The organism is Achromobacter marplatensis, from assembly GCF_002209535.1.
Lineage (GTDB): Bacteria > Pseudomonadota > Gammaproteobacteria > Burkholderiales > Burkholderiaceae_B > Achromobacter > Achromobacter marplatensis.
In genome coordinates, this window is sequence record NZ_NJIG01000007.1 from 255,545 (window position 1) to 269,239 (window position 13,695).

A 13,695-nucleotide genomic window follows, 5' to 3' on the forward strand; every position below is an offset into this window, starting at 1 on the left:
AATGGGCGTCAGGCCAGAAGGGTAGGCAAAAAACGCCGGCCAGATTGTCTGCCCGGCGACATTGCCTACCAGCCGCGCGAGGCTTCCCAGGTGACCTCGACGCCGGCCTCCTTCGATTGCCGCATCATGTCCAGCAACGGATAGGCGCGTTCCTTCAGGCCAACCACGCGCGCCATCGGCGAACGGGGGGCTTTGTCCTCGTCTTCTTCCTCTTCGGGGTGCTGGGCGTTGGCGATCGCTTTTTCGATGCCACTGATGGCCGGCCCCAGCTGGTCCACGGTGAAAACGCCGCGTTCCGGAATCTTGTCGCCGATGGACTTTCCGGCCGCCTGCAAAATGCCGGCCGCGTGGTCGGACAGCATCAGGACCTCGGCCACGACCTTGGAGTGAAAGGTAATCAGCATGTTGCGGTCTCCTTCATTGAATACGTTACATACACTACCGCAACGCCCACGGGATGCCAACTGGGATCCTGGCGCTGTCCCGTCGGCCGGCGCGCCCGGCCGACGGCAGCCGCGGCTAGGAGTTTGATTTTATTGACAGTTCCGCCGCGGCGATGAACGCTTGCCGGACGCTTTCGGGGCCCCTGGCCGCCGGTTCGGCCGCCAAATCAACTATCATTCAGGGGATTCCCGTGACCTTGCCGGACCGGACGCCGTCCGCCAGATCCCCGCCTTGGCCACTCACCCAGAACTTCTCCAGACGCCCATGCTCCCCGAGCAACAAAAACAGCTTATCTCCCTGATCCAGGCCGCCGTTGCGCAGAGCCTTCCCGACGCCCAGCCCAACGTGCTGCTGGAGCGCCCCAAGGTCGCCGCCCACGGTGACGTCGCCACCAACGTGGCCATGCAGCTGGCCAAGCCCGCCGGCCGCAACCCGCGCGAACTGGCCCAGGCCATCGTGCAGGCCCTGCTGGCCGACCCGGCCGCCCGCGATCTGGTCGAAAGCGCTGAAATCGCCGGCCCCGGCTTCATCAACCTGCGCATTACCGCAGCCGCCCGTCAGGCCGTCATCGGCACCGTGGCCGAACAGGGCGCCAGCTTCGGCCGCGCCCCCCGCAGCGGCGAGAAGATCCTGGTTGAATTCGTGTCGGCCAACCCCACCGGCCCGCTGCACGTGGGCCACGCCCGCCAGGCCGCCCTGGGCGACGCCCTGTGCCGCCTGTACGACGCCAGCGGCTGGGACGTGACCCGCGAGTTCTATTACAACGACGCCGGCAACCAGATCGAAAACCTGGCCATCAGCGTGCAGGCCCGCGCCCGCGGCCTGACGACCGATTCCCCCGAATGGCCGGCTGACGGCTACAAGGGCGACTACATCGTCGATATCGCGCGCGACTTCCAGGCCGGCAAGACCCTCCAGGCTTCCGACGGCCAGCCCGTCACCGCCACCGGCAACATCGACAGCCTGGACGACATCCGCGCCTTCGCCGTGGCCTACCTGCGCCGCGAACAAGACCTGGACTTGCAGGCGTTCGGCCTGAAGTTCGACAACTACTACCTGGAAAGCTCGCTGTACACGTCGGGCCGCGTCGAGGCCACCGTCAAGGCGCTGGTCGCCGGCGGCCACACCTACGAGGAAGGCGGCGCGCTGTGGCTGCGCACCACCGAACTGGGCACGGGCGACGACAAAGACCGCGTCATGCGCAAAAGCGAAGGCGGTTACACCTACTTCGTGCCGGACGTGGCCTATCACAAGGCCAAGTGGGAACGCGGCTTCCACCGCGCCGTGAACATCCAGGGCAGCGACCACCACGGCACCGTGGCCCGCGTGCGCGCCGGCCTGCAGGCGCTGAACGAAGGCATCCCGAAGGACTACCCGTCCTACGTGCTGCACAAGATGGTCAAGGTGATGCGCGGCGGCGAAGAGGTCAAGATCTCCAAGCGCGCGGGCAGCTACGTGACCATGCGCGACCTGATCGACTGGGTGGGCCGCGACGCTGTGCGCTACTTCCTGATCCAGCGCCGCGCCGACACAGAATTCGTGTTCGACGTGGACCTGGCGCTGTCCAAGAGCGACGAGAACCCCGTCTATTACATCCAGTACGCCCACGCGCGCATCTGCACGATGATCAACAACGCCGGCATGCCGGCCGCTGACGTGGCCGCCGCCGATGCGTCGCTGCTGACCGCGCCGACCGAATTCGCGCTGATGCAGCGTCTGGCCGAATTCCCGCACGTGGTGGCCCTGGCCGCCCAGGACCTGTCGCCGCATCACATCGCTTTCTGGTTGCGCGACTGCGCCTCGGATTTCCATGCCTGGTACGCCGCCGAACGCGTGCTGATCGACGACGTGGCCGTCAAGCTGGCCCGCCTGCGCCTGGCCGCCACGACGCGCCAGGTACTGGCCAACGGCCTTGAGCTGCTGGGCGTGTCCGCCCCCGAGCGGATGTAACATCGGTACATGGCAACCAAGCGCAAAACCACCCGCCGTTCCTCTGGCGAAAGCGGCAGCACTCTGTACGGGGCGCTCGCCGGCCTGCTTATCGGCCTGATCGTGGCCGCCGCCGTGGCGTTTTACGTCACCAAGGCCCCGGTGCCTTTCGTGGACCGCGCCAGCCGCCAGGGCGACGCGGGCAAGCTGCCTGACCCCCGCCAGGCGCCAGACCCCAACGCGGGCCTGTACGGCCGCGACGGCGCGGCGGGCGCGCCGCCCACCGGCCCGACCGCCACCGCCCCCGCGCCGCTGCCCGGCGCCGGCACGGGCGGCACGCCGGCCAAGCCTGACGAAACGCCCTCCAAGCTGGACGACCTGGGTGCGCTGATCGCTACGTTGCCGTCAACCGCCAAACCGCAGGCGGCGTCCACCCCGCCCGCGCAAGTCGCCATGGCGCCCGCCCAGGCACCCACGCCAATTTCCAAGTCCGCGCCGGCCGCCAACCCGGCCCCGTCCCCCAAAGCCGCGACCGCCACGGCGTCTGCGGCAACGGGCACGTACTACCTGCAGGCGGGCGCCTTCCGCGGCGAAAATGACGCGGAATCGCTGAAAGCCCGCATCATCCTGCTGGGGCTGCCGGTGGCAGTGCAGAAGGCCGAAGTCAACGGCAAGGCGATCAACCGGGTACGCGTCGGCCCGTTCGCCCGCCTGGACGACATGAACCGCGCCCGCGGCAGGCTGGGCGAGAACAAGATTGAAACCGCCGTGGTGCGCCAGTAAACGCGGCGCCTGCAGCTTGGCATTGAACGCTTGGCATTGAACTTATCCGGCCCCGGGCCTGTCTGTAACTTTTTACCCAGGAACCTCTCATCCATGTTGTCCACCAAGATTATCCGCATCATGGCCGCGGCCGCGCTGACCGCCACGGCGTTCTTCAGCCAGGCAAGCCACGCTCAAGGCACGCCGGCCTATGTGTCGATCAACCCGCCGTTGCCGTCGGACACCCCGGGCAAGGTGGAAGTGCTGGAATTCTTCGCCTACACCTGCCCGCATTGCGCCGCCATGGAACCCATGGTTGAAGACTGGGTCAAGACCGCCCCGTCCGACGTCGTGCTCAAGCAAGTGCCGATCGCCTTCAACGCCGGCATGAAGCCGCTGCAGCAGGTGTACTACACGTTCCTGGCCCTGGACCGCCAGGACCTGCACGCCAAGTTCTTCACCGCCATCCACGGCGAGCACAAGCGCCTGTTCGACAAGAAGTCCATGGGCGAGTGGGCGGCCTCCCAAGGCGTGGACCGCGCCAAGTTCGATTCGGTGTTCGACTCGTTCACCGTGCAAACCCAGGTGCAACGCGCCACCCAGTTGGCCGAGGCCTACCGCATCGACGGCACGCCCTCGTTTGCCGTGGGCGGCAAGTTCATGACCTCGCCGGTCATGGCGGGCAACAGCTACGAAGGCGCGCTGAAGGAAGTCAACCAGTTGATCCCGATGGCGCGCAGCAAGTAATCCGTGTCCGCGAATCACGGCAAAACGCCCCGGCCTCACCGCCGGGGCGTTTTCTTTTTGGAGAAGATGTTTCAGCCGCGCCGGGCGCCAAACGCCGGCGCTACACTTTCGCCACAAAAATTCGCCGCATCGACGGCATCAAACGGGTGGAAGACAAATGAAACAGCAATTCCTGCGCAATCGCGCGGCGTTGGGCCTGGGCCTGTGCCTGGCGTTCGGCGCCGTCGCCTCGCATGCCAGCACGGCCGACGGCGTGAAAATCGGCGTCCTGACGGACATGGCGGGCGTCACCGCCGACGCCACCGGCAAGGGGTCGGTGGAAGCCGCCCGCCTGGCCATCGAAGAAATGGGGGGCACGGTGCTGGGCAAGCCCATCTCGCTGGTGTCCGGCGACCACCAGCATCGCCCCGACATCGGTAGCAGCATGGTCCGCAAGTGGTACGACACCGATGGCGTGGACGTCGTGGTGGACGTGCCCAATTCGTCCGTCGCGCTGGCGGTGCAAGGCATCGCGCGCGAAAAGAAGAAGCTGGTGCTGTTCTCCAGCCCCGGAACCACCGCGCTGTCGCAAGCGCAATGCTCGCCGTATGGCGTGCAGTGGACCTACACCACCTATGCGCTGTCGCGCGGCACGGCAACCGCCGTCGTCAAGGAAGGCAACAAGCGCTGGTTCATCCTGGCCTCCGACTACGCCTTCGGCAAGCAACTGGCGGCCGACACCGAAACCGTCGTCAAAGCCAATGGCGGCGAAGTGGTGGGCACGGTGTTCCACCCGCTCAATGCCTCTGACTTCGCCTCCTTCCTGCTTCAGGCGCAGGGCTCCAAGGCGCAGATCATCGCCATCGCGAATGCGGGCGGCGACACCATCTCGGCCATCAAGCAAGCCGCGGAATTCGGCATCGGCGGCACGCAGCAGCTGGCCGCCATGCTGCTGCTGATCACGGACGTGCACAGCCTGGGCCTGCAAGCGGCACAGAAAACCTATCTGACGGTGCCGTCGTATTGGGACATGAATGACGGCACACGCGCCTTCACCAAGAAGTTCGAAGCGCGCGTCGGCCGCCCGCCCACCTTCCTGCAGGCGGGCGTGTATAGCTCGGTGCGGCATTACCTGCAGGCGGTGAAAGCCGCCGGTACGGCGGATTCGGATGCCGTGATGGCGAAGATGAAGTCGCTGCCCATCGACGACCCCTTCAGCCTGAACGCGCATATCCGCGAGGACGGGCTGGTGGTGCGCGACATGATGCTGGCGCAGGTGAAGACACCCGAGCAGTCCAAGGCGCCGTGGGACTACTACAACATCGTGCGCACCATTCCCGGCGACACGCTGGCCTGGCCGCTGTCGGAAAGCCAATGCCCGCTGGTCAAGCCATGACGCCGGCCAGGCCGTCGTCCGCCTCGGAGCCCGTCGCGCTGGCGGACTTTGGCAGCTTCTACGCTGGCGGCAAGCCCGTGCGCGTGGCCGGCCTGCCGCAGCGCGACATCGCCTTCACGCAAACCGCGTCGCTGGCTTATGACCCGAACGGCCTGTACCACTTCGAACAGGCCTATGTGCAGTACTTCATTCCGGCCCGGCTCACCCATCCGCTGCCCGTCGTGCTGCTGCACGGCGGCGGCATGACGGGCGCCATGTGGGAACAGACGCCCGACGGCCGGGCAGGGTGGATGCAGCATTTCCTGCGCCAGGGCCATGCGGTGTATGTGGTGGACAACGTGGAGCGCGGCCGCGCCGGCTGGGCCCCGTTCCAGCAGGTCTGGCCCGAGCCGCCCATCATCCGCAACGCGGAAGAAAGCTGGTCGCTGTTCCGCTTCGGACGCGCCGAGGATTTCGAGGCGCGGCGCGCGTTCGCCGGGCAGCGCTTTCCCGTCGACGCGTTCGACGACTTCATCCGCCACGCGGTGCCGCGCTGGCTGGGCAACAACGATGCGGCCTTGCGGGGTTTTTGCGCCGTGCTGGATCGCGTGGGCCCGTGCCTGGTGATGGCGCACAGCCATGGCGGCGAAGTGGCCTACCGCGCGTTGCATGCGCGGCCGGATCTGGTGCGCGGCGTGATCGGCATCGAGCCCTCGGGCTTTTCCAGCGACGTGGTCACCGCCGCCGTGGCGGACAAGCCGTTCCTGTTCGTCTATGGCGACTATCTGGATGCCACGCCGTTGTGGCAGCGCCTGTGCGCCGCCGGCCAGGACTATGCGGATTCGCTGGCGCGCCACGGCGCACGGGTGGACGTGTGGCGGCTGGCGGAGCAGGGCATCACGGGCAATTCCCACATGCCGATGATGGACGACAACAGCGACGACATTGCCGCGCGCGTCGGCGCCTGGATCCGCGCCACGGCGGTCTGAGCGCACGGCGTCGCGCGCATTGCGCGATGCCGTGCCATCAGGCTGCCATGCCGCGGGCTGCGGCGTTACTCGCGTACCGCCGCGGCTTTTTCCAGCGCCTGGGTCAGATCGGCGATGATGTCTTCCGGCGATTCCAGACCGATGTGCAGGCGGACCAACGCGTTGTCGCCTTCGCCCCAATAGCGGTGCTTGGACAGGTCCTTGGGCGACACGAGTTGCACCAGGCTTTCGTAGCCGCCCCAGGAAAAGCCGATGCCGAACAAGGTCAGCGCGTCCACGAAGGTACGTGCCGCCGCAGGCGACAGGCCCAGTTCCACCGACAGCATGCCGTTGGAGCCGGTGCAATCGCGCTGCCACAACGCATGGCCCGGGTCCGCCGGCCAGGCCGGATGGAACAGGCGCACGGTTTCGGGACGGCTCTTGAAGAATTCGCACACCTGCAACGCGTGGCGCGCGTGCTGGGCCATGCGGATCGGCATGGTGCGCACACCGCGCAGCGCCAGCCAGGCGTCGTCGGCGCTGATGGAATAACCCATCGCGTACTGCGTGCGGTTCAGTTTCTTGGCGATTGCTTCGTCGTTGGTGACCACCGCCCCCAGCATCAGGTCGGAGTGGCCGCCCACGTACTTGGTGCCGGCAATGACCGAGACCTGCGCGCCCAGCGTCAGCGGGCGATAGATATAGCCCGAGCCCCACGTGTTGTCGGTGGCCAGCACCAGGCCGTGGTCCTGGGCGAACGCGGCCATCGCGCCCATGTCCAGCATTTCGAACAACAGCGAACCGGGCGACTCCACATACAGCAGCTTCGTGTTGGGCTGCACCAGCGCTTCCAGGTCTTCGTCGGCCGAGAAGTAGGTGATGTCGATGTTCATGCGCTTGAGCACGGCATCGTCCAGTTCACGCATCGGGCCGTACACGCAGTCGGAGATCAGCGCGTGGTCGCCTGCCGAGCAGAGCGCCATCATGACCATCGTCATCGCCGACAGGCCCGACGAGGCCAGATAGCAATGCGTGCCGCCTTCCAGCTGCGTGAACACCTCTTCCAGCGCGGCATGGGTGTCCATGCCCATGCGGCCGTAGGTGGTGGCGCGGCCGCCGGCCGCCTTGGTGCGCTGCGCCTGCTCCAGCGCGGCCAGGTTCTCGAAGCGCACCGTGCTGGCGCGCATGGGTGGCAGCGGCACCGGCGCGGTGCCGGTTTCAGGATGGAACGGGGCGGTGCCCGCGTGCTGCAAAACCGTATCGATGTGTTTGGTGGTCATCTTCAGGGGAAGTGCTTAAGAATGAACGAAGCCGGAACAAGGGCGGATAGGGTGAACCATATCAGGCGCGAGGCGGCCTGTCCCTAGGCCGTGACCCAGGCGACGGCCTCCGGCAGGTCGGCGCGGCGGGTGCGGTAGCTGTTGGCGGGATGCGAGGCGTCCGCGTAGCCAAAGGAAATGCCGCACACGACGCGGCGGTCGGCGCCGATGCCCAGCACCTCGCGCAGCACCTCGGGATACATCGCCAGCGAAGCCTGCGCGACGGTGGCCACGCCGTTGGCCTGGGCCGCCAGCAGGAAGTTCGCCACATAGCCGCCGCAATCCATGGCACCGTATTCGCCCAGGGCCTCGTCGGTCGTGATGATGGCCACGTGCGGCGCGTCGAACAGCTGGAAGTTGCGCATTTCCTGGCGGCGGTAGGCCTCGCGGTCGCCGCGCGCCACGCCCACGGCGCCATACAGCTGGAAGCCGGATTCGCGCCGCCGCGCCAGATACTCGTTGCGGTATTCGCGGGGGAAGGGGAAGTCCGGAGTGAAGCCGGGGGTGACGCCAGCCTGCTCCGCCCGGGCCTGCAGCGCCGCGCGCAAACGTTCGGTGCCGGCGCCTTCGGTGATCGCCACCTGCCAGGGCTGGCAGTTGCACCAGGACGCCGTGCGCTGCGCAAGCGTCAGGATGCGCTCGATCGTCGCGCGGGGCACCGGGGCGGGCAGAAAGGCGCGGCAGCTGTGCCGGGCGCGCAGCCAGGCCTCCAGCGCGGCGTCCGGGCGGGCGTCGCTATCGTCGCGGATGGGCGTGTCCGGCGTGGGGTTTGCGGCCATGGTGTGTGTCTCTCTCCGGTTGTCGGCGCGAATGAGCCGGGTGGATTTTGCCCTTATGATGCCATTCTCCGGCTGACCGGAGCTTTCCCGTTCCAGGCGAAACCCATGCTGCCCTTCGATACCCTGATCGCATTTTTTGGCATTGCCGTCCTGCTGGCCCTGACCCCGGGGCCCGACAACCTGTTCGTGCTGATGCAATCGGCCATTTGGGGACGCAAGGCGGGCATGTTGGTCGTGCTGGGGCTGTGCACCGGGCTGCTCGGCCATACGGCCGCCGTGGCGTTTGGCCTGGCGGCGGTATTCGCCGCGTCGCCGGTGGCGTTCACGGTATTGAAGCTGGCGGGCGCCGCCTACCTGGCCTATCTGGCGTGGCAGATCCTGCGCGCGCCGGTGGAATCGGAAACCGGCAAGGCGCCCGAACCGCTCAAGCCCGGCGCCCTGTATCGCCGCGGCATCGTCATGAACCTGACCAACCCCAAGGTGCTGCTGTTCTTCTTCGCCTTCCTGCCGCAGTTCACCTCGCCGGCGCTGGGCCCGGTCGGTATCCAGACCCTGCAGCTGGGCGCGGTGTTCATGGTGTCGACCTTGCTGGTGTTCGGCGCCATCGCGTTCTTCTCGGGCGCGTTCGGCGAATTGCTGCAGCGCTCGGTGCCGGCCAAGCGCTGGCTGAACCGCATCGCCGCCCTGGTGTTCGTGGGCCTGGCCGTGCGGCTGGCGACCGCGACGCGGTAACGGACCGGACACTCGCCACCCACCTACGACGGGCCTTCGTAGGATGGGTGAAGCGCGAGACGTAGGCCGCAAGCATCTCGATATACAACGCGCGCAACCCATCAAGCAACGATGATTGCTTGGCAACGTTAGCTACAGCGCAATCGTTGCTTGATGGGTTGCGCGCGCTCGAGGCCGGTGTTCTTGCGTACGGACTCTCGCGCTCCACCCATCCTACCTCCCCGCCGCGTGCGCAGATTGCATGGACGATGACGCGCAAGGGTCGTCACACAAGAACGTCGGGCGCAACCCGGCTTGCGTTGTTATCAGGCCGCCGTGAAGCGCACGATGCCGTCGGCGCCGGTGGCGCGCTTGAGCTTGCCTTCGAAATACAGCGCGTGCAGATGCGCCAGCGCCTCGCCCATGGCGAAGGTCAGCTGGTGCAGGTCCAGCTTGCGCTTGAACAGCACGGGCACGATGTCGGACGTCGACTGCGGCTGCACGGCGCACGCTTCCAGGACCTCAGCCAGACGGTCACGGTGATGCTCGTGCTGCTGCGCGATGCGTTCGTGCAGGCCCGTGAAGGGACGGCCGTGCGAAGGCAGCACCAGGGTGTCGTCGGGCAGGCCGTCGTAGCCGTCCAGCGAACGCAGGTACAGGGGCAGCGGGTTGGCGTCGGGTTCGTAGTCGAACACACTCACGTTGGTGGAGATGCGCGGCAGCACCATGTCGCCCGAAATCAGCACATTCAGGCCGGGCGAATGCAGCGACGCGTGTTCCGGGGCATGGCCATAGCCCACGATCACACGCCAGTCGCGCTCGCCGATGCGGACCTGGTCGCCATGCATGATGCGCGTGTAGCGCGCGGGAACGGCCGGCACCAGGTTCGGGAAATAGTTGGCGCGCTGGCGGATCTGCTCTTGGGCATCCGGGTCGGTCAGCCCGTGGCGGGCGAAGTGCTCGACGGCCGACTGGCCGCCGGGGCCGCCGCCAGCTTCGGTGCGGCGCGACGACCACAAGGACGCCACCATGAAGTCCGTCATAGTCATCCACAGCCGCGCATCCCAGCGTTCACACAGCCAGTGGGCCAGGCCGATATGGTCGGGGTGCATGTGCGTGACGATCACACGCAGCACGGGCAGACCTTCCAGCTCATTCTTGAAGACCTCTTCCCACAGCGCCTTGACCTCGTCGCGCGCGATGCCACAGTCGACGATGGTCCAGCCGTCGCGGCCGTCGATGTTGTCGCGCAGCAGCCAGAGGTTGATATGATCCAGCGCGAACGGCAGCGGCATCCGGATCCATTTGACCCCGTCCGTCACCACATGCGCATGACCGGCTTCGGGCTGGAAGTCCGCCCACGGGTACTGCAGTTTCTGTTCGTTGGGGTTCATTGCCTCTCGCTCCACGCTTGACGTTACCGTCAAGTCATCATAATTTACGTTTACGTAAACTGCCACACGTCGCATGCCCTCGTCAACCTGGACCATCTCTGAACTCTCCCGCGAGTTCGACGTCACGCCCCGCACGATCCGCTTCTATGAAGACCAGGGGATCGTCAGCCCGGCGCGTGAGGGGCGCAACCGCATCTTCGGGCCGCGTGACCGCACGCGCCTGAAACTGGCGTTGCGCGGCAAGCGCCTGGGGCTGCAACTGTCCGAAATCCTGACCCTGATCGACATGTATGACGGTCCGGGGGACACCGAAGTCCAGCTGCGCCAATACCTGAGCGTCCTGGAACAGCACCGCGCCACGCTGGAGCAGCAGCGCCGCGACATCGAAGACACCCTGCAAGAGATTGCCCAGCAAGAGCGCGAATGCCGCGTGCTGCTGGCGCAGAAGCCTTAGGGCGCCGGCATGGGCGCCCTGCAGACCGTCGCGCTGTTCATCCTGACCGCGCTGGCCGAAATCGTCGGCTGCTATCTACCCTATCTATGGCTGCGCAAGGGCCATTCCATCTGGCTGCTGGCGCCCGCCGCTGCCAGCCTGGCGCTGTTCGCGTGGCTGCTCACCTTGCATCCGACCGCATCCGGCCGGGTCTACGCCGCGTATGGCGGCGTGTACATCGGCATGGCGCTGCTGTGGCTGTGGGCAGTCGACGGCGTGCGCCCCAGCGCAAGCGACTGGCTCGGCGTGGGCCTGTGCCTGGCCGGCATGCTGGTAATCATGTTCGGCCCCCGGGGCACGTAGGATGGGTGAAGCGCGAGTGATTCTTCGGAAGGACACGGCTGCCCAGCGCGCGTAACCCATCGGACGAAGGTTGCGTTGTGGCGGACCTTGCCAAGCAATCACCTCTGCTTGATGGGTTACGCGCGTTGGGGGTTTATGTTCTGGCGCGCAGTCTTTCGCGCTTCACCCATCCTACGGTCCGATTCCGAGCGGAACGATAGGCGGCGTGGAGCACGCGGCGCCCGTCAACCCGCCCGCGAATCCCGATCACTCCGCCTTGATGTTGCCTTCCTTGATGATGCGGGCGTTGTTCGTGAACTCGGCCTGCACCTGCTTGGCGAATGCCTCGCCCGACGCCGTGCCGGGCTGCAGGTAGGACTTGGCCAGCAGGTCCTGGAAGTCGGCGCTGGCAACCGCCTTGTTCAACGCGGCCAGCAGCGGCTGCGACACCGTCGGCGGCAGGTTGGCGGGCGCGAACACGCCGAAGTTGGAGTAGTACTGCGCCTGCGGCAGCTTCAGTTCGGCCATCGTGGGCACGTCCGGCCAGGCGGCCAGGCGTTGCGGCGCCATCACCGCCAACGGCCGCAGCGCGCCATTGGCCACGTGCGGCAACACGACGTCGCTGTTGACGACAAGCAGCTCGACCACGCCGCCCAGGCCGTCGGTCAGCGCCTGGCTGTTGCCGCGGTAGGGCACGTGCAGCATCTTGGTGTTGGTCTGCGTGGTGACGGCGGCCATGCCGATGTGGGCGACGGTGCCCTGGCCCGGCGTGCCGTAGCGCACGCCTTCAGGGTGCGACTTGGCGTACTCGACCAGACCGGCGAAGTCTTTCACCGGCAACGCCTTGGTCGCCACGATGGCAACCGGCGCCACGGCCACGCTGGCCACCGGCGTCAGGTCCTTCATCGGGTCGTAGTTGGTCTTGGCCAGATGCGGGAAGATCGTCAGCGGGCTGGTGGAAGCCAGCAGCAGGGTGGTGCCGTCCGGCTGCGCGCGCGCAACGAAGTCCGTGCCTACCGACGCGCCGGCGCCCGGCTTGTTTTCAACGATGACGGTGATGTTGGCTTCCTTGCGCAGCACGTCGCCCAGGCGGCGCCCGATCGCGTCGGCGCTGCCGCCGGCGGTATAGGGCACAACCAGCGTCACGGGCTTGGCGGGCCAGCTTTGGGCCATGGCGCCGCTTGCCACGATTGCCAGGGCCGCCCCCGCGGCCTTGACCAGCAATGTCTTCTTTTTCATATCGTCCTAGTGATGTTGCGTAGCACTGCGTTGGATAAAGCGTGAAACGGGAAACACATCAAGCAGGCGCGGCGGTCAGGCCGTCAGATAGCGTTGTGCCAGGCGAACCCAGTACGACGCGCCCGCCGGAATCAAAGCGTCATTGAAGTCATAGCTGGCGTTGTGCAGCATGCAGGGGCCCAGGCCGTGGCCAGCCATGCGGTGCTCGCCGTCGCCGTTGCCCAGGAACACGTAGCAGCCCGGCTTTTCCTGCAGCAGGAAGGCGAAATCTTCCGAGGCCATCGCGGGCTCGATGGTCAGCGCGCGGTCTTCGCCGACCACGTCGCGCATGACGCCCAGGCAGAACTCGGTCTCGGCCGCGGTGTTGACCAGCGCCGGATAGCGTCGCTCGAAAAACACGTCGGCCTCGCAGCCATGCGCGGCGGCGATATTGCCGGCGATCTCGTTCATGCGGCGTTCGATCAGGTCCACCACGTCCGTGCTGTAGGCGCGCACCGAGCCGCCCAGCCAGGCGGTGTTCGGGATGACGTTGATGACGCTGCCGCCCGCTTGCACCTGCGTGATGGACAGCACGGCGGCGTCCAGCGGACGCTTGCTGCGGGTAAGGATGGTCTGCAGCGACTGGCCGATGGCGAACAGCGCCGGCACCGGGTCGGCGCAATCCTGGGGCGCGGCGGCATGGCCGCCCTTGCCCTTGACCGTGATCTTGAAGCCGTTGGCGGCCGCCATCATGGGGCCGGCGCACACGCCGAAGGCGCCCGCCGGCAGGCCCGGCCAGTTGTGCATGCCGAATACCGCTTCGCAGGGAAAGCGCGTGAACAGGCCGTCCTGGATCATGGCGCGCCCACCCGCGCCGCCTTCCTCGGCCGGCTGGAAGCACAGGTACACCGTGCCGTCGAAGCCGCCCGCGGTCTGCAGGTGCCGGGCCGCCGCCAGCAGCATGGCGGTGTGGCCGTCGTGGCCACAGCCGTGCATCTTGCCGTCGTGGCGCGACCGGTGTTCGAACTGGTTTTCTTCCTGCATGGGCAGGGCGTCCATGTCGGCGCGCAGCATGATGGCCCGGTCCGACGTGCCGTGCTTGATCACCCCGACCACGCCGGTCTTGGCGATGCCGGTGTGCGTTTCAATGCCCCAGCCGCGCAGCGTGTCCGCCACCACCTTGGCCGTCCGGTGCTCTTCGTAGCAGAGCTCGGGATGCATGTGGATATCGCGCCGCAGCGCCACAATTTCGTCCAGATGGGATAGTTCGAGCACGGCAGACTCCGAGGCAATGA

Annotated in this window: 14 protein-coding genes; 8 read left to right on the plus strand and 6 right to left on the minus strand. The window is 66.8% G+C overall.

All coding sequences use genetic code 11. The features are described from left to right. Positions 1-65: 65 nt before the first annotated feature. Positions 66-404: a DUF1840 domain-containing protein gene (locus CEY09_RS18575; protein ID WP_088589791.1), complete on the minus strand. Its 339-nt coding sequence runs from the start codon at positions 402-404 to the stop codon at positions 66-68. Between the two features lie 304 nt (positions 405-708). On the opposite strand from CEY09_RS18575, the gene argS reads away from it, so the two are divergent. The 5 genes from argS to CEY09_RS18600 all read left to right on the plus strand — a co-directional run bounded on the left by argS (position 709) and on the right by CEY09_RS18600 (position 6,225). Next, positions 709-2,394, plus strand: coding sequence for an arginine--tRNA ligase (argS, locus tag CEY09_RS18580; protein ID WP_088589792.1), 1,686 nt, complete (start codon positions 709-711; stop codon positions 2,392-2,394). A 9-nt stretch (positions 2,395-2,403) separates the two neighbouring features. Continuing rightward, positions 2,404-3,156 (plus strand): SPOR domain-containing protein, encoded by a 753-nt coding sequence (locus CEY09_RS18585; RefSeq protein ID WP_088589793.1) that lies wholly within the window; start codon positions 2,404-2,406, stop codon positions 3,154-3,156. A 93-nt stretch (positions 3,157-3,249) separates the two neighbouring features. Next, on the plus strand, positions 3,250-3,882 hold the full coding sequence (locus CEY09_RS18590) for a thiol:disulfide interchange protein DsbA/DsbL (protein ID WP_006226127.1): 633 nt from the start codon (positions 3,250-3,252) through the stop codon (positions 3,880-3,882). A 157-nt stretch (positions 3,883-4,039) separates the two neighbouring features. Further along, positions 4,040-5,257 carry an ABC transporter substrate-binding protein gene (locus CEY09_RS18595; protein WP_088589794.1) on the plus strand — a complete coding sequence of 406 codons (1,218 nt, stop codon included), beginning with the start codon at positions 4,040-4,042 and terminating at the stop codon, positions 5,255-5,257. After that, a complete protein-coding gene (locus tag CEY09_RS18600; RefSeq protein WP_088589795.1) occupies positions 5,236-6,225 on the plus strand; it encodes an alpha/beta hydrolase in 990 nt (329 codons plus the stop codon). Before CEY09_RS18595 ends, CEY09_RS18600 begins: the two co-directional genes overlap by 22 nt. A 65-nt stretch (positions 6,226-6,290) precedes the next feature. Here the strand turns inward: CEY09_RS18600 and metC are convergent, their stop codons facing one another. Beyond that, entirely contained in the window at positions 6,291-7,484 is a 1,194-nt protein-coding gene (gene metC / locus CEY09_RS18605) for a cystathionine beta-lyase (RefSeq protein ID WP_006226124.1), read from the minus strand. Positions 7,485-7,567: 83 nt separating this feature from the next. Continuing rightward, positions 7,568-8,302 carry a nitroreductase gene (locus CEY09_RS18610; protein WP_088589796.1) on the minus strand — a complete coding sequence of 245 codons (735 nt, stop codon included), beginning with the start codon at positions 8,300-8,302 and terminating at the stop codon, positions 7,568-7,570. 105 nt (positions 8,303-8,407) lie between these two features. Between CEY09_RS18610 and CEY09_RS18615 the strand changes: the two genes are divergently transcribed. Continuing rightward, positions 8,408-9,034 (plus strand): LysE family translocator, encoded by a 627-nt coding sequence (locus CEY09_RS18615; RefSeq protein ID WP_006226122.1) that lies wholly within the window; start codon positions 8,408-8,410, stop codon positions 9,032-9,034. A 305-nt stretch (positions 9,035-9,339) separates the two neighbouring features. Here the strand turns inward: CEY09_RS18615 and CEY09_RS18620 are convergent, their stop codons facing one another. Further along, entirely contained in the window at positions 9,340-10,407 is a 1,068-nt protein-coding gene (locus tag CEY09_RS18620; protein WP_088589797.1) for an MBL fold metallo-hydrolase, read from the minus strand. Positions 10,408-10,480: 73 nt separating this feature from the next. Here CEY09_RS18620 and CEY09_RS18625 point away from each other — a divergent pair, with 73 nt between their 5' ends. After that, positions 10,481-10,861: a MerR family transcriptional regulator gene (locus CEY09_RS18625; RefSeq protein ID WP_088589798.1), complete on the plus strand. Its 381-nt coding sequence runs from the start codon at positions 10,481-10,483 to the stop codon at positions 10,859-10,861. Between the two features lie 9 nt (positions 10,862-10,870). After that, positions 10,871-11,203 (plus strand): YnfA family protein, encoded by a 333-nt coding sequence (locus CEY09_RS18630; RefSeq protein WP_006226119.1) that lies wholly within the window; start codon positions 10,871-10,873, stop codon positions 11,201-11,203. Positions 11,204-11,449: 246 nt separating this feature from the next. Here CEY09_RS18630 and CEY09_RS18635 read toward each other — a convergent pair whose 3' ends face one another. Then, on the minus strand, positions 11,450-12,421 hold the full coding sequence (locus tag CEY09_RS18635) for a Bug family tripartite tricarboxylate transporter substrate binding protein (RefSeq protein WP_088589799.1): 972 nt from the start codon (positions 12,419-12,421) through the stop codon (positions 11,450-11,452). Between the two features lie 75 nt (positions 12,422-12,496). After that, positions 12,497-13,675: a M20 aminoacylase family protein gene (locus CEY09_RS18640; protein WP_088589800.1), complete on the minus strand. Its 1,179-nt coding sequence runs from the start codon at positions 13,673-13,675 to the stop codon at positions 12,497-12,499. Positions 13,676-13,695: the final 20 nt, after the last annotated feature.

What these genes read in the sequence shown, in the direction of transcription:
- CEY09_RS18620 (WP_088589797.1), bottom strand. Translation starts at nt 10,407, where the DNA reads ATGAACCCCAACGAACAGAAACTGCAGTACCCGTGGGCGGACTTCCAG.
- CEY09_RS18585 (WP_088589793.1), top strand. Translation starts at nt 2,404, where the DNA reads ATGGCAACCAAGCGCAAAACCACCCGCCGTTCCTCTGGCGAAAGCGGC.
- CEY09_RS18600 (WP_088589795.1), top strand. Translation starts at nt 5,236, where the DNA reads ATGCCCGCTGGTCAAGCCATGACGCCGGCCAGGCCGTCGTCCGCCTCG.
- CEY09_RS18575 (WP_088589791.1), bottom strand. Translation starts at nt 404, where the DNA reads ATGCTGATTACCTTTCACTCCAAGGTCGTGGCCGAGGTCCTGATGCTG.
- CEY09_RS18615 (WP_006226122.1), top strand. Translation starts at nt 8,408, where the DNA reads ATGCTGCCCTTCGATACCCTGATCGCATTTTTTGGCATTGCCGTCCTG.
- CEY09_RS18630 (WP_006226119.1), top strand. Translation starts at nt 10,871, where the DNA reads ATGGGCGCCCTGCAGACCGTCGCGCTGTTCATCCTGACCGCGCTGGCC.
- CEY09_RS18625 (WP_088589798.1), top strand. Translation starts at nt 10,481, where the DNA reads ATGCCCTCGTCAACCTGGACCATCTCTGAACTCTCCCGCGAGTTCGAC.
- CEY09_RS18595 (WP_088589794.1), top strand. Translation starts at nt 4,040, where the DNA reads ATGAAACAGCAATTCCTGCGCAATCGCGCGGCGTTGGGCCTGGGCCTG.
- CEY09_RS18590 (WP_006226127.1), top strand. Translation starts at nt 3,250, where the DNA reads ATGTTGTCCACCAAGATTATCCGCATCATGGCCGCGGCCGCGCTGACC.
- argS (WP_088589792.1), top strand. Translation starts at nt 709, where the DNA reads ATGCTCCCCGAGCAACAAAAACAGCTTATCTCCCTGATCCAGGCCGCC.
- CEY09_RS18635 (WP_088589799.1), bottom strand. Translation starts at nt 12,421, where the DNA reads ATGAAAAAGAAGACATTGCTGGTCAAGGCCGCGGGGGCGGCCCTGGCA.
- metC (WP_006226124.1), bottom strand. Translation starts at nt 7,484, where the DNA reads ATGACCACCAAACACATCGATACGGTTTTGCAGCACGCGGGCACCGCC.
- CEY09_RS18610 (WP_088589796.1), bottom strand. Translation starts at nt 8,302, where the DNA reads ATGGCCGCAAACCCCACGCCGGACACGCCCATCCGCGACGATAGCGAC.